The organism is Chryseobacterium viscerum (assembly GCF_002899945.2).
Lineage (GTDB): Bacteria > Bacteroidota > Bacteroidia > Flavobacteriales > Weeksellaceae > Chryseobacterium > Chryseobacterium viscerum.
In genome coordinates this window covers 246,244-266,283 of record NZ_PPEG02000008.1, presented here as the reverse complement: position 1 = coordinate 266,283, position 20,040 = coordinate 246,244, and the positions used below count along the sequence as shown (strand labels likewise).

Sequence of the window (20,040 nt, the reverse complement as noted above, 5' to 3'; positions counted from 1 at the left end):
TTGCATGCCGAAAAAAATTATAAGAAATCTTCAGTTTGGAGTAGGTCTTTCCCTTTTGATTTTAATAGCAAGTTCACTGGCTTCATATTGGAGTATCCAGAATCAGATGAATCATCGCGAAAGTCTTTCCAAAAGCAGACGTTCTGTGACAGCCGTGAAAGATGTGCTGGTAGCATTACTGGATGCCGAAACAGGGAACAGAGGGTATCAGCTGACCGGAAGAGAGGATTTTCTGGAGCCATACAAACGTGGTCTTAGAGAATATCCTAAAGCTTTGATACGTGCAGAATCATTAGGAATTCAGGATCAAAATCAATTGGAAAGACTTGCTGGCTTAAAAACAGCAGTTAATCAGGTGATGGAGAATCTGAAGCAATTGGTTGAAAATAGACGCAGAGGCATCATAATGACCCAGCAGCAGATCGTTACGGGTAAAGCATATATGGATCAGTGCCGGAAAACGGTAAATGATTTTGTACAATATGAAGAAAGCCAGCTGGAAATTAAAAACAAAGACTTAAACCGTTCATCCAGTACCACTGTTCTTTTTATTATTTTTTCTGCGTTGGCCGCAATAGTAGTGACGATATTTTTCTATATCAAAATGAGAGCGGATCTTATTCGAAGAGATAAGCTGGAAAAAATGCTTAAGGAAAAAGATCAGGAAATGACACGGCGTGTAAGTGCCATTCAAAAAATTGCAAATAGAGTTGCCAATGGCGATTACAATGAAAAGGTTATAGATAATGCACAGGACGATCTGGGAGATCTTGTAGATTCTCTTAATCATATGACAGAATCTCTTAAAGTCTCTTTTGATAAAATTAATAAAAGTGACTGGCGGCAGAAAGGTCTTGCCTTGTTGAATGAATCCCTGGTAGGAAATAAGTCCGTAGAAGAAGTTTCCAATAAAGCGTTAAAACAATTGATTGAATATGGGAACTGTATCAATGGTTCATTATATCTGTATGACGAAGGGATCCTAAAGCTTAATAAAGCATTCGGGCTGGAAGCTAATATGAAAAAGACTTTTGAACCCGGAGAAGGAATGGTGGGACAAGCCTTTATTAATTCTAAAACTAAGGTTTATAATAACTTACATGAAGATGATTTTGTAGTAACCTTTGCCAGCAGCACTATTAAAATATACGGAATTATACTGATTCCTATTTTTGCAGATGGACATGCAATTGGAGTTTTGGAGCTGGGTTCAACTTCTAACTTTGATGAAGACAGAATCAGCTATTTTAAAGAATGCGCTGTCAATATAGGAATTGCACTGAATGCTGCAAAAGGAAGAGAAAAAGAACAGCAGCTATTGGAAGAAACTCAGGCACAGTCTGAAGAATTACAGGTTCAGCATTCTGAACTGGAAAATCTGAATACTGAACTGGAAGCACAAACACAAAAGCTACAGGCTTCAGAAGAGGAATTGAAAGTACAGCAGGAAGAACTGATGCAGGCAAATGCTGAACTCGAAGAACGTTCAAGATTATTGGAAGAAAAAAATCATTTGATTGCGGAGCGTAATAACGAAATTCAGAAAAAAGTAGAGGAGCTGGCCTTAAGTACAAAATATAAGTCCGAATTCCTGGCCAATATGTCCCATGAATTGCGTACCCCTCTGAATTCTATTCTTCTTCTGTCAAGGTTGATGGCAGAAAATCCGGATGAAAACCTCAACGAAGATCAGGTGGAATCCGCAAAAGTGATTCAAAGCTCGGGGACAAGTTTATTAACTCTGATCGATGAAATTCTGGATTTAGCGAAAATAGAATCCGGTAAAATGACCCTGGAATATCAGGATGTGATCATAGAAGAAGTGGTAACAGATTTAAAGAGCCTTTTCAATCCCGTATTTCAGGAGAAAGCTCTTCCATTTAATATTCAGATCGATCAAAATGTGCAGGCCGTTATTGAAAGTGACCGTCTCCGAATCGATCAGGTATTGAGAAATTTATTGTCTAATGCTTTAAAATTTACAACAAAAGGAAGCATTGATTTACATATCAGAAAACATTCTGAAAAACCAGATTTTATTATATTCTTAGTAAAAGATACCGGTGTTGGGATCGCAGAGGAAAAGCAAAAAATTATCTTTGAAGCATTCCAGCAGGCTGATGGATCTACCAAAAGGAAATTTGGAGGTACTGGCTTAGGACTTTCAATAAGCCGTGAAATTGCAAGACTTCTGGGAGGAGAGCTGCTTCTGCAAAGTGAATTGAACAAAGGGAGTGAGTTTAGTTTTGTCATTCCTGTACACGCTGTCACTGAAATTGTTCATTCTGAAACAGATCAGGATCTGGTAGAGATTATACGTGAAGACGTTGAAGAAATTCAGAATATTCTCGATGAGGGCGAAAGACCAGTGGTTCAGCTGAACATATTGGATATTCCTGAAGAGGTAGCAGACGACAGAGATCATATTAAGCAGGGAGACAAGGTTATTTTGATTATAGAAGATGATGTTAATTTTGCAAAAGCGTTGTTAAAGTTTGCCCATTTACAAAATTACAAAGGTATTGTTGTGGTAAGAGGAGACCACGGTTTGTCAGCAGCTCAGCAGTACCGTCCACATGCAATTTTACTGGATGTTCAACTTCCTGTAAAAGATGGCTGGGAAGTAATGGATGAGTTAAAATCAGATTCTGTTACCAAACATATTCCGGTCCACATGATGTCTGTTCTGCATCTTCAAAAAGAAAGTCTTATGAAAGGTGCCGTTGATTTTATCAATAAGCCGGTAGCACTGGATAAAATGACAGATGTATTCAGAAAAATAGAAGATGCATTAGAGAAAGGGCCTCAGAAAGTTCTCATCGTTGAAGAGAATGCCAAACATGCCAGTGCATTATCCTATTTCTTGAGCAATTTTAATATTTCTTTGTCCGTAGAACACAATGTGGAAGATAGTGTAAAAGCATTGACTTCTGATCTTGTTGACTGCGTTATTCTGGATATTGGGAACTCAAAAGGAAACGAATACCACGTAATAGAATCAATCAAAAGTTATGAAGGGCTGGAGAACCTTCCTATCATTATTTTTACAGAGCATAATTTATCGAAGGAAGAAGAACTGAAAATAAAGCAGTATGCAGATTCTATTGTCGTAAAAACGGCACATTCCTATCAAAGAATTTTAGATGAGGTAGGTTTATTCTTACATTTGGTGGAAGAAAAAAACAATGCATCTGAAAACACAGTAAGCAGAGCCCTGGGATCTTTAACAGAAGTATTGAGCGGAAAAAAAGTGCTCATCACAGATGATGATGTACGAAATATCTTCTCTTTAACAAAAGCCCTGGAAAAATATAAAGTAGATGTAATTGTAGCCATGGATGGGAAGCATGCCCTTCAGCAGCTTCAGCAGAATCCTGATGTAGATGTTATTTTAATGGATATGATGATGCCTGAAATGGATGGATATGAAACCATCAGGGAGATCAGAAAAATGCCCGTATTCAAAAGGCTGCCTATTATAGCTATTACTGCCAAATCTATGATTGGAGAACGTGAAAAATGTATTACCGCCGGAGCTTCAGATTATATCTCAAAACCTGTAGATATAGATCAGTTATTATCTCTCCTTCGCGTTTGGTTATATGAAAGTTAAACAGATAAAATTCTGATGAATAAGAAAATTTTAATTGTGGATGATGATCCACGTAATATATTTGCATTGAAACTCACTCTTAAGGCCCGTGGATATGCCGTTGAGACCAGTACAATGGCTCAGGAAGCTTTTGATATTCTAATGTCAGACAACAAGTTTTCTGCTGTTCTTATGGATATGATGATGCCGGGAATAGATGGATATGAAGCGGTCAGAATGATAAGACGTACCCCAGAGATCAAGGATATTCCTGTCATTGCAGTGACTGCACAGGCGATGCCTGAAGACCGTCAGAAATGTATAGAGGTAGGAGCTGATGATTATGTCTCAAAGCCCATTGATGTAGATCTTTTAATAACAGCAATAGAAAAACTTTTATAGATGCTGGAACCAAGTATCATAAAAGATCAGGAAGTAGAATATCTGATCAATGATGTCTATGAGACGTATGGCTACGACTTTTCTGGCTATAGCAAGGCTTCGTTTAAAAGAAGGGTAAACCGGATATGCCTGTTGGACAGGTTTACCAGCTTTGCAGAGCTTAGATATACCATTATGAATGATCCGGAATATTTGAAACGCTTTGTGGAAGAAGTGACTGTAAACGTTACAGAAATGTTCAGAGATCCTTCTTTTTTTAAAACATTGCGGGAAAAGATATTACCGCAGTTAGGCACCTATCCTTTGATCAGAATCTGGATTGCGGGCTGCTCAACTGGAGAAGAAGCTTATTCTATAGCGATTCTGTTGAAAGAAGCTGGTCTTTATCATAAATGCCTGATTTATGGTACTGATCTGAATCCTTCTGTTCTGGAAACTGCAAGAACCGGTGTTTTCCCTTTGCAGCAGATGAAACTGTATTCCGAAAATTATATGCTTTCAGGTGGGGTAAAAGATTTTTCCGACTACTATACTGCGAACTATGATAGCGTAAGATTTGATAAAAGCTTACAGGAAAAACTGATTTTATCTACCCATAATCTGGTGTCAGACAGCTCTTTTAACAGTTTCCAGCTGATTATATGCAGAAATGTCCTTATCTATTTTGAAAGAGAACTGCAGGAAAGAGTATTCCGTCTTTTTGACAACAGTCTCGAGAATCTGGGTTTTCTCGCTCTGGGAGCCAAAGAAACGCTTAGGTTTTCTACTATTGACAAGAATTATCATCAGGTCGAAGACCAGAAAATATGGAAAAAACTTGATCACCATTTATAACAACTGCCATGAAATTACAAACGAACATAGAATTGATTGTCATCGGAGGATCAGCAGGAAGTTTACAGGTTATTATTGAGATGGTTAAAAATCTTGATGCTGATGTGAATATTCCTATTGTTCTGGTCGTTCACCGTAAAGCTCAATCAGGAGATGTTTTACGAACCCTGTTGCAGCAGTTTACGAAGATATCCGTTATAGAAGTTGAAGATAAAACCGAAATCCGTAATCGTACCCTATATATTGTTCCTGCGGATTATCATTTGTTGTTTGAAGATAAGAAAAATATGTCATTGGACAGCTCAGAAAAGATGAACTATTCCCGTCCTTCAATAGATGTCACCTTCAGGTCAGCAGCTGAAATTTATGAAGAAAATATGATCGGGATACTTTTATCAGGAGCCAATGCGGATGGAGTGGAAGGACTGAGCTATATTAAAAAAAACAAAGGGCAGGTCTGGATTCAGGATCCTGAAACAGCAGAGGTAGAATATATGCCCAGACATGCTATAGAAAAGATTGATTATGATTTAATTATCAGACCTGATAGTTTAGCAGATTACATCAATCAATTGTAATATTTCTGAATAGAATAATCTAAATAATATGAATAAAAAGAAAATTTTAATTTTTGATGATGATACGGCTATTTTAGAAGTGATCACCATCATATTTGAAGAAAATGGCTATGAGGTCAAAATCTCAGAAACATCACATGATATTCTTGAGAAAGTAGAAGAATATAAGCCTGATGTTATTCTTATGGATAACTGGATTCCAAGAATCGGAGGAGTGGAAGCAACAAAACTTCTCAAAAGCACTGAAGAATTTAAGCATATTCCGGTAATCTATGTTACCGCAAATAATGATATTGTTGCTTTGGCATCAGAAGCTCAGGCAGATGATTATGTATCAAAACCTTTTAATCTCGATGACCTTGAGGAAAAGGTGGCAAAACATATAAAAGAACAGGTATAAATACCAGATATTTTGGTCTTTAGCCGATGACTGGAAAATGAAAATCTCTCAAAATTTTGAGAGATTTTTTTATGTAAAATAGAATGATCTTATTGGTTTTTTCTGAGAATTTCCAATGCACTGATGATCTGGGCTTTTGTTAAAGAATAGGTGTTCACCTTATAAATCAAAGAGTGTAATAAATTATAAAGTTCCGGGTTACCCATGATAAAATCTGAGAATGTTTTGACCAGAATTGTTTTTTTTGAAATGATGTTTTGTGCAATCATATACTCAAAGCTAAGATCAATATCAATATTTAATTCTTGCCTTACGGTTAAATTGAAATACTCATCAATCAGATATTTATCTGTTATTGGATTTAATATTTTAGTTTCATCCATAACTGTTGTCATTACACTTTAAAATACAAATTTTATACCGTGTAAAATGAAAACATATAGTTTAACAAATACAAACTTTATTCTTGAGATAGATTACTTTTAAAATGAGCGATAAAGTCCTCTGCAGTGGGAATATTTTCCAGATTCTTATTAATTTTTTCCAAAAGATCATTGAATGATGCTTCTCCATTTAGAACCTTCAATGAATATTCGAATGGATATAAAGAAATAACACCCCCATTATTGTTATACTTCAGAGTCATGAATCTTAAAGGATATTCCGGGGTTTTGTCTCTGTATAGTTTAAAGCCTAATTCATTGACCATATAGTAGGAAAATGCTACCGTTAACATCAGGCCAATTTGTTTGTCATCCTGATCAAATGATTTACAATACTGGTAAAACCCAGGCTCTTCAGTAACGGCTTTATCTATATTGCTGGAGTGGTAGATAGGATTTTCTATAGCCGGTATTATTTTATTATCGATGAAAAAACTATTTAACATTTTGAAAGAGCTGTCAACCAGAACATCATCTGATAAAATCTGATCTTCAGTATATCTGTTGTTAAAATATTCATCTGTATATATTCCATCGATTCTAGGATTTTCAGACGGTTGATGGGCTGTATTTTTATTTTTTGAAAAAATCTTTTTGAAGAAGTTCATGGTTTACAGTTTCTATAGTGTATTGTTTGACAAATATAAAAATTATTGATAATCAATGAAGATTATTATTTTCCCATGTTGCTTTCTTTTTACGGAAAAAAGCTGCACCTTTGCCCCAACAATGGGGTGCCGCAGGTAACAGTGGCTGAGATGATACCCAGGAATGTACTTCCACACCTGATCTGGATAATACCAGCGTAGGGATTGCTTATTTATCATCTCATCATTTGATTTCTAAAGATTAATATGATGCAGGACATTTTAAAACAAATTACCTTACCGGAATGGTTTGGGGTCTTATTTTCGATAATCCAGGTTTTACTGGCCCGCAAAAACAATGTAAACAACTATCTTTTCGGAATTGCCGGTATTCTGCTTACTTTGTATGTGATGCTTACATCAAAACTGTATGCTGAATTTACATTAAACCTTTATTATTTGGTCATGAGCATCTATGGATGGTTGTATTGGAAATTCGGGAAGCAAAAATCTGAAATGGAAATCTCTTTTACCTCAACTGCGGAAAAATGGATTACCGGAGGAATTGTCCTGGGAACCTTTAGCTTATTCTGGTTCTTTCTCACCCATTTCACCGACTCAGATGTTCCCATTTGGGATTCTTTGGTAAGTGCTTTCGCATGGGCAGGAATGTGGCTCATGGCAAGACGAAAAATTGAAAACTGGGTGATACTGAACGTTAGTAATATTATTTCCATCCCCTTAATGATTCATAAAGAATTATATCTCTACGCTGTTTTGACATCATTTTTGTTTTTAGTAGCCATTTCCGGATATCTGGAATGGCAGAAACTCATTAAATCCAAAGCTCATGCTCAGTACTAAAGACATCAGAAAAGAACTTCATGGAGCCTCTAGAATTTCTGAAAAGGTGATACAGCATATTCACGAAGAAGGATGGCTTAAAATCTGGGTGCCAAAAAAATATGGCGGCTTAGGGTATCGCTTTGGAGAAGGACTTAAAGCATTATTTGACTGGGCTGAAACCGATGGAAGCTTTGGCTGGATGCTGACACTTTGTGCCGGGGCCAATTATTTTTCCAGAAATATCAATCCTGAAGTGGCTCAATTACTGTTCACCCATTCTAAAACGTGTTTTGGGGGAAGCGGAATGGTTGGCGGAACCGCCGAAAAACAAAGTAATAACACGTACTTTATTAATGGATTATGGAATTTTGCAACAGGCGCACCCCATCTGACCCACTTTACACTCAATGCCAGCATTACAGAAAATGGGAAACCAATAACGGATGATGACGGTAATGATATTATTCGCTCGTTCATCGTTCCGAAAGAACAGGCTGTAATTATCCCCAATTGGAAATCTATGGGAATGAAAGCCAGCGGGACCTATTCTTTTACCATTAAAAATGTTCTGGTAAGCGAGGACTACAGTTTTGTTTATGATACTTTTTTCACGAATGATATTCTGGACAGCATTCCGTTTCGGGTTTTTGCTGATTTGACACTTTTGGTCAATTATCTGGGGATCGCTTCTCATTTTATTGAAGAAGCAGAATCTATTCGTCCTCAGATCAATTTCAAAAGTTTTGCAGAGTCCATTGAAAAGCATTTGGAAAAAGTATTAAGTATTTCCAGAAATGTTGAAACTGCGCTTAGTAATAACAAGGCAATTCCGGCAGATCAACAAAACGAAATTCATAGCTATGGGGTAGAGCTGGTTCAGCAATTATCCCATCAGATACTTAGGATATATACACAGCTGGGAATCCGGGCAACAGATACAGATTCTGCAGTGTATCAGGTGTTCTGTGATTATTTTACGGCGGCGATGCATTCCAATTTCAGACCTTCAATCGATGATTTAAATGTATCTTTTTGAAATAAATCTTTAGTAATGATTGCAATGTAAGCTGCTTTCAGCTCAATATAGTCAGGAATTTAAACTTAATATAACGTTAATATGATTGACATAGCTTTTGGATACTTTTGCATCATTGTTTTGAGTTCAAAGACGTTTTAAAAGATGGATCATTTTAAAGAAATATATTCCGGTTATAAGCACAGGGTGTATTTTTTTGTGGCAAAATACCTTTCAGAAGAAGAGGATATTGAAGAAATTGTTCAGGATATTTTTATGCACGTCTGGAAATACCTATCCAAAACCCATTCACCTTCAGAAATTGAAGCGCTCATCTTTAAATCTGCCAAACAGGAAATCTCCAATTTCTACCGCAAAAGAAAAATGATCTTCGTTCCTCTTGAAAATTTCCCGGAAAGCCAAGATGAAGAAATCTCAGAAATAGAAAAACAGACCCAGCAGGAAGATCAGCTAAAAAAGATAGAAAGTCTTTTAGAGCAAGTTCCTGAAAGAAGCCGTGATTTTTTCATCAAAAATAAAATACAAAATCTCAGCCTTTTTACAATTGCTCAGGAAAATGATATTTCCAAAACAGCCGTTGAAAAGCATGTTAATAGGGTGTTGAAGTTTCTGAGAGCGAATTTGAATTTTTTCTTTTAGATTCTTTAGTTTATATTGATATCATATTTGTATTAAGTCCCCAATCCAGATCTCTGTTTGATTGGATATATTTTATGATGCCAGTGCTGATACTTTGTATAATTTAAATCATCAATATTAGAGAATAGGTTACTGATTTTTTTGATTAATTAGATTTCTAAAGCTATATTTTTCCGGATTATATAGAAATGTTTTTGTTTCAATTTTTTCAATATTATTTTCTTTAAAATACTGTTCTAAAGTTGTATTTGCCTTTTCATAGCTGCATCTAAAAATTTCTGTTGATTCTGTATCACCATATTTATCACCATCAATTTTATATTTTCTTAATAACTGATGTATTGCAAGTTCATGTTTATTTACAAAATCACATTTTATACTTTTAATTAATACCCAATCATTAGTATTACCAACTCTTCGAGAGTTAAGTCTACTAAATCTATGATCAAGAGGAATGGTTGACATTCCTATTTTTATATATTCTTTTGCAATACTTCCTGCAATATAAATATTACCTGTCTCTAAGGATCTTCTTAAAAATGTAATTGAAGCTGTTTTACATACAATACAATGCCCATTTCTATCCCTAATTGTATGACCTTGTTTGCAGGCGGTAGTATTGTAAGCAAATAACTTATTTTGTGATTTCATAAAATCTTTAAGTTGATACATAGTTTGTCCTTTTGCATCAATGATTTCTTTTTCTAAAATTTTATGTTTTTCAAAAAAATCTTTTGTTTCTTGATTCATGGTTTGTATAGTTTTTATAAGTTTTCTAATCACAAATATACATATTCCTAAGGTGTAAAATATATTCTACAAAAAGCTGAGTTATATTATAGTTTATTGATTGTCATTGTTTTGTTTCTGAATAAATCAATTTCCAATTTTAACCCAACATCAACCAATATGAACAAATCATTAAATCAAAAAAACTTAGGTTGACGATTGTACACTTCCTGCGTATTCTCTATTAAAGATCAAATAGGAGAGTATGGATTTCGAAAATCAATGGAAATCGGTCAAAGACGAAAATCGGAAAATGAAGGATTCGGCAGATCAGCGAATATGGAACGGACTTGAAAGTAAAATAAAATCCAGAAATAATACAAAACGAATTTTATGGGCTGCTGCCGTTCTTTTGCCTTTATTCACCGTGATGACTTTGTTTTTTAATGGAAATGAAATGAACTCTTCAGGCCATCAGCAAATGGTTTTCAGAACAGAAAAGATTCAAAAAGAATTTACACTCTCCGACGGAAGTATCATTACATTGGAACCGGAAAGCGAACTGAAACTGACTGAAAATTTCGGAAAGAAAACCAGAAATGTTGCTTTTAAAGGAAAAGCATTTTTCAGTGTTGCTAAAAATAAAGCGCTGCCGTTTATCATTGATGCCAATGGATTTAAAGTAAAAGTGTTAGGAACCAGATTTTTGCTTGATCAGAGGTCTGAAGATAAAAAAGTCTATCTGAAAGAAGGAAAAGTGAAAATAGATTATAAAGGGCATACCACATTCCTTTTACCCAAAGAAACCTGGCTTGCTGATAAAGACGGAACTGAAAAACATTTCTACGATCAGGATGTTGTAAGAACATTTGATTTTAATGAAATGAAATTCGGGCAGGCGATTTCCCAATTGGAGAAGACCTACAATATTTCTATAACCTATCCTCAGCATTATAAAGAGAATATTATAGATGGAGACATTACAGGGGATCTGGGTAAAGTGATTAAAACAATAGGGTTTCCTTTTAATCTGAAAACAAGAAAAGAATCAGAAAATCATATCATTTTAGAAAAATAATGCACCAGTAATTGGGGTTACCGATGCATTGAATATAAATCAGTCAAATAACAACTAATTTCAGCAAAGCTATGAAAAAAACAACAATTAGCATGATGTTGTTGGGTCTTTTGTGCGCGCCACAGTTTTCCTTCGCAGAGGCTAACAAATGTTTTCAACAGTCCGTCAATCAACGGAAAACGCCTTTAATTAAAATTTTTGAAAAACTTTCAAAAGAGCATGACGTAAAATTCTTTTATTCGGTTTCAGACCTGAAAGATATCCAGGTAGATGAATCTCAGGTCAACTATCAATCGCTGTCAGCATCTTTAGATTATCTGAAGAAAAATGTCGGCCTGGATTTTAATGTAGATCAAAAAACAGTAACAGTTCGTCTCAATTCCAAAGCAATTGCAAAAATTCAGAGAACCAACGCTCAGCAGTCTGGAGAGTATTTGAATCCAATTAAAGACACTGCAAAATCCAGAGAAAAAAACATTGATGAGGTTGTTTTGGTCGGTTATGGGAAGCAGAGTAAGAAAAACAATTCGGGTTCTATTTCTTCTATTGACGAGAAGCAGATGAAAGGGGTTGCTTCCAGTAATTTTGGAGACATTATCGCAGGAAAGGCAACCGGAGTTCAGATTACTCAGGCGAATGCAAGTCCGGGAAGTTCGCCCTCAATAAGAGTAAGAGGGATCGGAACTTTAACCGCAGGCTCCAATCCTTTGATCGTTGTAGACGGACTTCCTTTAACCGAAGGTTCCAATCTGAATGCGATTGACCCTAATTCCATTGCCAAAATTGATATCTTAAAAGATGCCGCTTCTGCCGCAATTTATGGTTCCAGAGGAGCCAATGGAGTAATCATTATTGAAACTAAGCAGGGAAAGAAGGGAAGAATGGCTGTTTCTTTCGATTCCTATTACGGAATGCAGATGAGAAGCGATAATGTGAAATTGGTCAACGCTTATGATATGGCTACTTTTCTGAAAGAAGCCAGAGATAATAATTACCTTTCTAAAGGCAGCAACAGAAGCGTTTCCGATAATAATGCGACAAGAATAAGCAAAGGGGCTTCTTTAAGAGAATTGATTCCTGATTATTTGGCTCCTTATCTGGCAAAACAACCGGGACTCACAGATACCGATTGGCTGAATACCGTGATGAAACCAGCACCTATCAGCCAGACTTCACTGAATATTACCGGAGGAAGCGATAAAAGTAAATACGCTTTTACAATGAGCTATTTTAAGCAAAAAGGATTGGTGATCGGGACAGATTATGAGAAATTCTCCACCAGTATTAATCTTTCTACAGAGCTTACAGATAAATGGAAAGTAGGAGTAACCATGACGCCGTCTTATGCAACGGGAACCATCAATGCTGCAGAAAATTCGAGAAGCTACAATCCTTTGCAGATGGCTACGGCAATGTATCCATTTTTTAAATCCTATAATGATGACGGAAGTCTTGCCATTTCCCAACAGATCCTAGGAAATACGGCTACTGATGGAGCCTTGGTAGAAAACCCTGTTGCCGTTCAGGAAATGACGAACAGAAAATATACTTTATTTAAAACATTCGGAAATATCTTCACCGAACTTGAAGTGTTGAAAGGTTTGAAGTACAGATTGTCCATAGGCGGAGACTATACCAATTACGAATATAATTTCTTCGACCCTTCTACAGTGGGAGCTTATAGAGCAGCAGCTCCGGACGTTACTTTTGCCAACAGAACAGAATATATCCGCAAAAATTATTTAATTGAAAACTTACTTTCATTTGATAAAAAGTGGGGTTCTCATAGAGTGGATGCCATTGCGGGACAGTCTTTTCAGCAGGAAGATAATACCCAGCTTTTAACTGAAGCCACTGCATTTCCTGATAACAGCATCCGAAATATTGCTGGCGGAACTTCATTTAAAAATACATTAACTCAATACAAATGGCGGTTGATGTCTTATTTTACCAGGGTTAATTATACGTTCGATAATAAGTATAATCTGATGGCTTCTTATCGTAGGGATGGTTCTTCACGTTTCGGGAAAAACTCCAAATGGGGAGATTTCTATGCATTTTCAGCAGGTTGGACCATCAGTAATGAAAATTTCTTTCCTGAAAATAATATCGTAACCGATTTGAAACTCAGATATAGCCTTGGAAGCAACGGAAACAATCAGATTCCTAATTTCGGGGCTCTTTCACTAATGAATCCTGATAATTATAACTTTGGAGGATCTTTAATACCCGGTTACACAACCGCAACGGCTCCTAATCCTAATATTTCCTGGGAAAAGTCCAGATCAAACAATTTCGGGATCGATTTTTCTCTGTTTAAAAATATACTGAACATTTCTGCAGATTATTATATTCTGAACAGGGATGGTTTGCTGTTGGATGTTCCCGTTCCGCAACAGTCCGGTTTCAGTACATCCCTTCAAAATATTGGGAAGATCAAAAACTCCGGTTTCGAATTACAGATTGCTTCAAAGACTTTCAATATCGCTACAGACTTTACGTATTCGGGAAGTTTTAATTTTTCAACCAACAAAAATGAAGTTTTGGCTCTGGCAAACGGGCAGAACCAGATTATTACCGGAGAAAATAATTTCTCTGTCACAAAAGTAGGCGGCTCGATTGGTGAAATGTACGGTTACAATATCCTGGGAATTTATAAAACTCAGGAAGAGATCAACAATTCACCCCACATTACCGGGACGATGGTAGGAGATTATATCATGGAAGATCTTAATGGTGATGGAAAAATAGATGTGAATGATAAAAGAAGCTTCGGAAGTGGTGTTCCAAAGTATATTCTAGGTTTTAATAATAATTTCAGGTATGGACTTTTTGAACTGAGTTTCTCATTGTACAGCGAAATTGGTAAAAAGATCTACAATGCGGACGCGGTAACCACTTTAGAATCAGGAGAAGGCTTCGGAATGGCTTCGCAGTATTATTTTGACAACCGCTATAATGCAGTAACCAATCCAGATGGCTTTTTTGGAATGCCGAATATGAACTTCTCCAACAACAGAAAAGAAGCCAGAACTTCTAATTTGTACTTTAAAAATGCAGATTATGTGAGATTGAGATCACTTCGCCTGGCTTTTAATTTCCCAAAATCTATGCTTGAAAATATCGGGTTGGAAAATGCCCAGATCTATCTGGTAGGAAACAATCTTTTTACCCTGTCAAAATACAAAGGAATGAATATCGATGCTACTTCAGATAATGTTCTTACGCAGGGTTTTGATCAGGCTTATTATCCGGTAGCTAAAATTTATTCTGTAGGCTTTAACCTTAAATTTTAAAATCATGAAAAAAATATTCATTACAATATTCAGTCTTTCAGTGATGTGTTCTTGTTCGTCTGATCTTTTGAATGTAAATCCTGAAGCGCAGAAAGTATCATCCCAATTCTATACTAATTCTTCAGAAATTGAGCAGGGTATTATTTCGGTGTATGGAGCACTTCAGTACACGGGACAGTATCAGCTGGCAATGCCGGCTTTGGGAGAATTGCCTTCAGATAATACCTATGATGAGGTTCCTGCCAATGATGCTTTTACGTATGGTGAGCTGGATTTTTTCACGATTCAGCCTAATAACAGTCTTATTGCAAGTGCATGGAAGGATAATTATGTTGGCATTCAGCAGGCCAATATTATTCTGACGAGAATTGGGAAAATTCCTGATATGACTGATGCACTGAAGAATACAAGGATCGGCGAAATGAAATTTCTGAGAGCATTGATGTATTTTAATCTGGTGAGAATTTTTGGCGATGTTCCGTTGGTTTTAAAAGAAACTACGAATGTGAATGATTATTTCGGGCAGCCAAGAACTCCTGTTGCAGAGGTATATTCTGCTGTAGAAAAAGATTTGAAAGAAGCCATCGATCTTTTGCCGACCACCACAACGCAAAAGGGGAGAGTGACAAAAGGAGCTGCTTTGGGAATTTTGGGTAAAGTACTTTTAACACAAAAGAAATTTGCTGAATCATTGACTTATTTAAATCAGGTTGAATCTTTAGGGTATCAGCTTTTGACCGATGTCAATAAAATTTTTGATGTCACGAATAAAAATAATGCTGAAATTATTTTTGATGTACAGTTTGCTTCAGGATTGAACGGAAATTCGGAAGGAAGCACCGCATTTCAGATGTTCAGCCCGTCCGGATCGGTTTCAGGGGCGAAAGGTCATAATCTTCCAACCAAAGAAGTCTATAATTTTTATTCGGCTGGAGATACAAGACGTTCTGCATATATCGGGCTGACTTCAAACGGAATTCCTTTCAGTAAAAAATTAGTAAAAACCTCGAATACCATTGCCGATGGAGGAAGCAATTTTGTGGTTCTGAGATTAGCCGATGTTTTTCTGATGATGGCAGAGTGCTTTGCTGAACAAAATGATTTTGCCAATGCGAATCTATATGTAAATAAAATTAAAAACAGAGCAGGAATTGCTGCTGTAAACCTTTCAACAAAAGATGCGCTGCTTAATGAAATAGACCGCGAAAGAAGACTTGAATTTGTAGGAGAGGGGCATCGTTGGTTTGATCTCCTGAGAACTGGAAAGGCTATTTCGGTGATGACGGCTCATTTTAATAATAATGCAGGATACAGTACTGCACAGATCAAACCATATCATCTTCTGATGCCGGTTCCGCAGGGACAGATCAATACAGATCCTGCTATTAAACAAAATCCCGGATATTAATTAAAAAATTAAAATTATGCTAAACAATAAATTATTACAATTATTTCTTCTGATTTTCTCTTCTTTGTTCATTGCTCAACAAAAGAAAGTTTCACTTTCTGATTTTCCTGATAGTAAAGTAATGGTAGTTGCTCATCGCGGTGATTGGAGAGAAGCTCCGGAAAACTCTGTATGGGCAGTAAAAAAGGCAATTGAAAAGGGAGTTGATATGGCTGAAATAGACCTTGCCATGACCAAAGACAGCGTATTGATCCTGATGCACGACAACACCATAGACAGAACGACTACCGGAAAAGGGAAACCCTCGGATTTTACATTAGCCGAAATCAAAAAACTGCATCTGAGAGATGGTTTGGGAGTAGAAACCCAAATGAATGTTCCCACATTACAGGAGATTTTAGAGATCTCGGATGGAAAAATTCTTCTGAATCTGGATAAAGGTTTTGATTATATAAAGCAGGTATATCCTTTGGTGAAAAAACGAAATATGCTCGATCAGATCTTGTTTAAAGGACACGAATCTTACACGGAATTCAACCAAAAATATGGTGATATCAAAAATGATATTCATTATATGCCGATTATTCAATTGGGTAAAGATGAAGATCTGAAAAAGATCTCAGAATATATCAATAACTATAAAATTTATGGTTTTGAATTTACGATAGGAACAACGGAAAAGAATCTGATTGATTTTAAAAAACTGAGAGAAAAGAAGGTTAAAATCTGGGTAAATTCATTGTGGCCTCATCATAATGCCGGAAATAATGATGATCTGGTGTTGGACCATCCTAATGTGTATGATTGGTATATTAATAAAGGAGTCAATATTATTCAGACCGACCGCCCAAAAGAGCTGATTAATTATTTGAAGAAGAATAAGCTTTATTACTAAGAATTAAATCACTGGAATCTCCAATTTTTACTCTTTATTATTGAATAAGAGGTTGGAGGAGAAAGCTTTAAAATTTCATTATCAAAAAACCCCTGCAACATTTAAATTTTGCAGGGGTTTTTAAATTTTTAGCATATGTCTTACATGCTTTCAGTGGAGAATACGGGATTCGAACCCGTGACCTTTTGACTGCCAGTCAAACGCGCTAGCCAACTGCGCCAATCCCCCATGTTTTCCTCAATTTTTGAGTGGTACAAAAGTAAGTATTTAATTGATATATGCAAATGTTTTATATATTATTTCTCAAAATAAATGATCATTTTTTATAACCTGAGTTTCTTATTCAATTTTGGAAGATCAATTGAGAAAGAAACTTATCATTTTTTGCTTTAAGTTGTTTATATCTGGACCTCCTACGACTTCATAGATTTTTTTTTCATTTTTTTTATCAAAATAAAAACCGAATAAATATTTAACTCGTAAATATTTTCAAAGATATTTTTTGTTTATAAAAACTAATGCAATTATACAGAAATGAAAACAGTGAATTTTATGGTTCCTTTTTTATTGGCTGGCTTTTCCATGATAAAAGCCCAAATCGGAATCGGCACACCTTCTCCCAATGCCAATGCCATGGTGGATGTAACCAGTACGAATAAAGGGGTATTACTTCCAAGGATTGCTCTTGTTTCTACCAATAGTGCATCTCCTCTTTCTGCCCATGTTGCCGGAATGATTGTCTATAATACAGCGACTAATACTTCCGTGGCTTCCAATCCTGTATACCCGGGACAATATTATAATGATGGTACTCAATGGGTAAGGAAATCTACGTGGAATGATGCCAGAGTAATTACCGGGGGAAGTATAAGTGATCCTATTTCATTGATCACAGCAGATGCTGCTGCCGAAACCGCATCGAATACAGTACTAAGTACTATTTCTTTTGTGTTAGACAGACCTTCAACTGTAGAATTCAGTGCTAATGTTTCTACCCGGTATACAGCTTCCGGGAGCAATACAACTCCGTTATCAGATGGAGCTGTAAAATTATGTACAATCAACTTTCAGTTTACAACAGCTCCTGCCGGAGTATCTACAACAGCTTTTTTTGGTGATCATTCTTCCTCCTATACCAATTCGTTTTCGGCTGCCGGAACAGCTACAGGAGATGTTTACCTTAATCCATATGGAGTAGTTACCCTACCTGTGGGCAGCTATGTTTTGAATTTAAGAGGCTCTGCTTTAAGTGGGACCGCTTTCAGAATTGGATATGGAGGAGGAACTCATGATATGATTCAGATTAAAGCAACTCCATTACGGTAACTAGGAAACCATTGTATTTTAACACCATTTAAAAATCAAAAAAATGAAAATAAATAAATATACCATTCCAATATTCATGGTTTGCTTTTTATTTACACATGCTCAGGTAGGTATAGGATTGTCGAATCCAAATGCCAATGCACAATTGGATATCGCAAGTACTAATAAAGGTTTTTTATTGCCTAGAGTAGCATTGATATCTACTAATAACCCGGCACCACTTACAAGTCATGTAGCCGGAATGACAGTATACAATATAGCGACCAATATTTCTGTTGCTGCCAATCCGGTATATCCCGGTGAATATTATAATGATGGAACTCAATGGCAGAGAAATTCGGCTTCAAGTGATGTGAGAATGATAGCGGGAGGTACTATTGCAGATTTACTTTCATCTATTCCTGTTGATGTTCCGGCAGCTAGTCCTGTGAATACTACTTTAGCTACATTTTCTTTTACTCTGGACAGGCCTTCGAGTGTAGAATTCGGAGGAAATATATCCATGTCTTTTACTGCGAATGGTGACAGCAGTGTCCCGGTAGGTGATTCATCTGTAAAATTAGTTACTGTAAATTTTATCTTCACTTCAGCACCAAGCGGAATAGCTGTTAATGCTCCATTTGGAGACAGTACAATGACTTATATGAATACCACTACGGCTAATATAACCACCATTACGGGTAATCTTTATACAGCCCCTCATGCTGTACTTCAATTGCCAGCGGGAAATTATGTTGTTAATTTAAACGGATCAGCCTCTGGTGCTACTGCCTTTAGAGTCACTTATGGATCGGGTGTGCGTGATCTAGCTCAGATTAAAGCTACTCCAACAAAATAAAAAGGAAAATACTGAATATAAATTGACTAAAACCGAACTAATGAAAAATTTATTTCTTCTATTAATTATTTTTCTAGGTGTTTCATCTCCAGCAGCAGCACAAGTGGGAATAGGCCTTGCTTCACCCAACAGCAATGCAATGCTGGATGTAAGCAGCACCAATAAGGGCTTATTACTTCCCAGAGTGGCCCTTACAGCAACCAATAATCCGTCACCCCTTTCAGCTCATGTTGCCGGAATGACTGTATACAATACTGCAACAAATAATTCTGTAGCAGCAAGCCCTGTCTATCCGGGAGAATATTACAATGACGGGAGCCAATGGCTGAGAACAGCCGCATGGTTTGAAAAAACAATGTTTTCTGGAGGTACAATAAACGGAGATGCACTTGCTGCAACAATTTTAGATGTTCCGGCAGCTACAACCAGTGGTTCCATATCTACTATTAATTTGGCGACCCTATCATTTACTCTAAGCAAACCTTCTTTAGTAGAATTTAATTCTAATATTTCTGTGGTTTTCACCAACTCAGGCATTGCTCAGGGGGCTGCCGGAGCTGGAATAACAGATAATGTCGTAAAACTGTGCAGTCTTTATTACTCGTTTACTGCTGCACCTGCCGGTATCCCAACCAATAGTGTATTCGGATTATCTTCATTAACCTACATCAATAGTTTTGCAACTTTTATTGCAACCGGTAATTTTTATCTTGTCCCACGGTCTACTTTAACTTTACCTCCGGGAAATTATACGCTTACAGTAAATGGTGCCGGCGCAAGCGGAACTGCTTTTAGACTAACGTTTGGCTCAGGTAATCGTGATGCTATTAATATAAGAGCAACACCAATCAAATAGAGGAGTTGTAAAATCTACAAAATTTAAATAGTTACATTTTTCTATAACCCTGGGAATTTCAATAGAATAAACTAGATTTGGAAAAAAATAAAACATGGAATTTTCTCCTTTTAATCCTGTGATCAAGCTTTGCCTGCAAGGGATGAACTTTGAAGACAAAGGAATGTCTGAAGAAGCAGACAGATTATTTTTGCAAGCCTGGGAAGAATCTTCGAATGACCATGAAAAATTTTTGGCAGCTCATTATGTATCACGTC

At 36.4% G+C, this 20,040-nt stretch carries 18 protein-coding genes, 1 tRNA gene and 1 riboswitch; of the genes, 15 read left to right on the top strand and 4 right to left on the bottom strand.

Annotated elements, in window-relative coordinates; translation table 11 throughout:
• Window positions 1-4: 4 nt before the first annotated feature.
• The 5 genes from C1634_RS19330 to C1634_RS19310 are packed head-to-tail and all read left to right on the top strand — an operon-like array spanning window position 5 to window position 5,806.
• Window positions 5-3,613: a response regulator gene (locus tag C1634_RS19330; RefSeq protein ID WP_109738977.1), complete on the top strand. Its 3,609-nt coding sequence runs from the start codon at window positions 5-7 to the stop codon at window positions 3,611-3,613.
• Between the two features lie 15 nt (window positions 3,614-3,628).
• A complete protein-coding gene (locus C1634_RS19325; RefSeq protein WP_185145148.1) occupies window positions 3,629-3,994 on the top strand; it encodes a response regulator in 366 nt (121 codons plus the stop codon).
• Entirely contained in the window at window positions 3,995-4,828 is an 834-nt protein-coding gene (locus tag C1634_RS19320) for a CheR family methyltransferase (protein ID WP_109738976.1), read from the top strand.
• Window positions 4,829-4,836: 8 nt separating this feature from the next.
• On the top strand, window positions 4,837-5,406 hold the full coding sequence (locus C1634_RS19315) for a chemotaxis protein CheB (protein ID WP_103235042.1): 570 nt from the start codon (window positions 4,837-4,839) through the stop codon (window positions 5,404-5,406).
• Between the two features lie 28 nt (window positions 5,407-5,434).
• Window positions 5,435-5,806, top strand: a complete 372-nt coding sequence (locus C1634_RS19310; RefSeq protein ID WP_109738975.1) for a response regulator — start codon at window positions 5,435-5,437, stop codon at window positions 5,804-5,806.
• Window positions 5,807-5,895: 89 nt separating this feature from the next.
• Here the strand turns inward: C1634_RS19310 and C1634_RS19305 are convergent, their stop codons facing one another.
• Together C1634_RS19305 and C1634_RS19300 are read right to left on the bottom strand one after the other, a co-directional pair.
• Window positions 5,896-6,201 carry a hypothetical protein gene (locus C1634_RS19305; RefSeq protein WP_103235459.1) on the bottom strand — a complete coding sequence of 102 codons (306 nt, stop codon included), beginning with the start codon at window positions 6,199-6,201 and terminating at the stop codon, window positions 5,896-5,898.
• Between the two features lie 65 nt (window positions 6,202-6,266).
• Window positions 6,267-6,857: a hypothetical protein gene (locus C1634_RS19300; RefSeq protein WP_103235458.1), complete on the bottom strand. Its 591-nt coding sequence runs from the start codon at window positions 6,855-6,857 to the stop codon at window positions 6,267-6,269.
• A gap of 112 nt (window positions 6,858-6,969) precedes the next feature.
• Window positions 6,970-7,078, top strand: a riboswitch (TPP riboswitch).
• 25 nt (window positions 7,079-7,103) lie between these two features.
• On the opposite strand from C1634_RS19300, the gene pnuC reads away from it, so the two are divergent.
• The 3 genes from pnuC to C1634_RS19285 all read left to right on the top strand — a co-directional run bounded on the left by pnuC (window position 7,104) and on the right by C1634_RS19285 (window position 9,357).
• Window positions 7,104-7,700 (top strand): nicotinamide riboside transporter PnuC, encoded by a 597-nt coding sequence (gene pnuC, locus C1634_RS19295; protein WP_103235457.1) that lies wholly within the window; start codon window positions 7,104-7,106, stop codon window positions 7,698-7,700.
• On the top strand, window positions 7,687-8,718 hold the full coding sequence (locus C1634_RS19290) for an acyl-CoA dehydrogenase family protein (protein WP_109738974.1): 1,032 nt from the start codon (window positions 7,687-7,689) through the stop codon (window positions 8,716-8,718). The genes pnuC and C1634_RS19290 overlap by 14 nt, the downstream gene beginning before the upstream one ends.
• Before the next feature lie 144 nt (window positions 8,719-8,862).
• Window positions 8,863-9,357: an RNA polymerase sigma factor gene (locus C1634_RS19285; protein WP_109738973.1), complete on the top strand. Its 495-nt coding sequence runs from the start codon at window positions 8,863-8,865 to the stop codon at window positions 9,355-9,357.
• A 129-nt stretch (window positions 9,358-9,486) separates the two neighbouring features.
• Here the strand turns inward: C1634_RS19285 and C1634_RS19280 are convergent, their stop codons facing one another.
• Window positions 9,487-10,107 carry a GIY-YIG nuclease family protein gene (locus C1634_RS19280; RefSeq protein WP_103234696.1) on the bottom strand — a complete coding sequence of 207 codons (621 nt, stop codon included), beginning with the start codon at window positions 10,105-10,107 and terminating at the stop codon, window positions 9,487-9,489.
• 244 nt (window positions 10,108-10,351) lie between these two features.
• Here C1634_RS19280 and C1634_RS19275 point away from each other — a divergent pair, with 244 nt between their 5' ends.
• The 4 genes from C1634_RS19275 (at window position 10,352) to C1634_RS19260 (ending at window position 16,763) form a co-directional block, all read left to right on the top strand.
• Window positions 10,352-11,164, top strand: coding sequence for a FecR family protein (locus C1634_RS19275; RefSeq protein WP_103234695.1), 813 nt, complete (start codon window positions 10,352-10,354; stop codon window positions 11,162-11,164).
• A gap of 71 nt (window positions 11,165-11,235) precedes the next feature.
• Window positions 11,236-14,460 carry a SusC/RagA family TonB-linked outer membrane protein gene (locus C1634_RS19270; RefSeq protein ID WP_109738972.1) on the top strand — a complete coding sequence of 1,075 codons (3,225 nt, stop codon included), beginning with the start codon at window positions 11,236-11,238 and terminating at the stop codon, window positions 14,458-14,460.
• 4 nt (window positions 14,461-14,464) lie between these two features.
• Window positions 14,465-15,868 (top strand): RagB/SusD family nutrient uptake outer membrane protein, encoded by a 1,404-nt coding sequence (locus C1634_RS19265; protein WP_103234692.1) that lies wholly within the window; start codon window positions 14,465-14,467, stop codon window positions 15,866-15,868.
• 16 nt (window positions 15,869-15,884) lie between these two features.
• A complete protein-coding gene (locus tag C1634_RS19260) occupies window positions 15,885-16,763 on the top strand; it encodes a glycerophosphodiester phosphodiesterase family protein (protein WP_109738971.1) in 879 nt (292 codons plus the stop codon).
• Between the two features lie 154 nt (window positions 16,764-16,917).
• Here C1634_RS19260 and C1634_RS19255 read toward each other — a convergent pair.
• Window positions 16,918-16,991: transfer RNA gene (locus C1634_RS19255), tRNA-Ala, on the bottom strand.
• Window positions 16,992-17,297: 306 nt separating this feature from the next.
• On the opposite strand from C1634_RS19255, the gene C1634_RS19250 reads away from it, so the two are divergent.
• Genes C1634_RS19250 through C1634_RS19240 form a run of 3 tightly spaced genes read left to right on the top strand, consistent with a single transcriptional unit; the run spans window position 17,298 to window position 19,783 of the window.
• Window positions 17,298-18,089 (top strand): hypothetical protein, encoded by a 792-nt coding sequence (locus C1634_RS19250; protein ID WP_103234920.1) that lies wholly within the window; start codon window positions 17,298-17,300, stop codon window positions 18,087-18,089.
• A 43-nt stretch (window positions 18,090-18,132) separates the two neighbouring features.
• The gene (locus C1634_RS19245) at window positions 18,133-18,927 is read left to right on the top strand and encodes a hypothetical protein (protein ID WP_103234921.1); all 795 of its coding nucleotides are present in this window, start codon (window positions 18,133-18,135) and stop codon (window positions 18,925-18,927) included.
• 40 nt (window positions 18,928-18,967) lie between these two features.
• Complete coding sequence (locus C1634_RS19240) at window positions 18,968-19,783, top strand: hypothetical protein (protein ID WP_103234922.1); 816 nt, start codon at window positions 18,968-18,970, stop codon at window positions 19,781-19,783.
• Window positions 19,784-20,040: the final 257 nt, after the last annotated feature.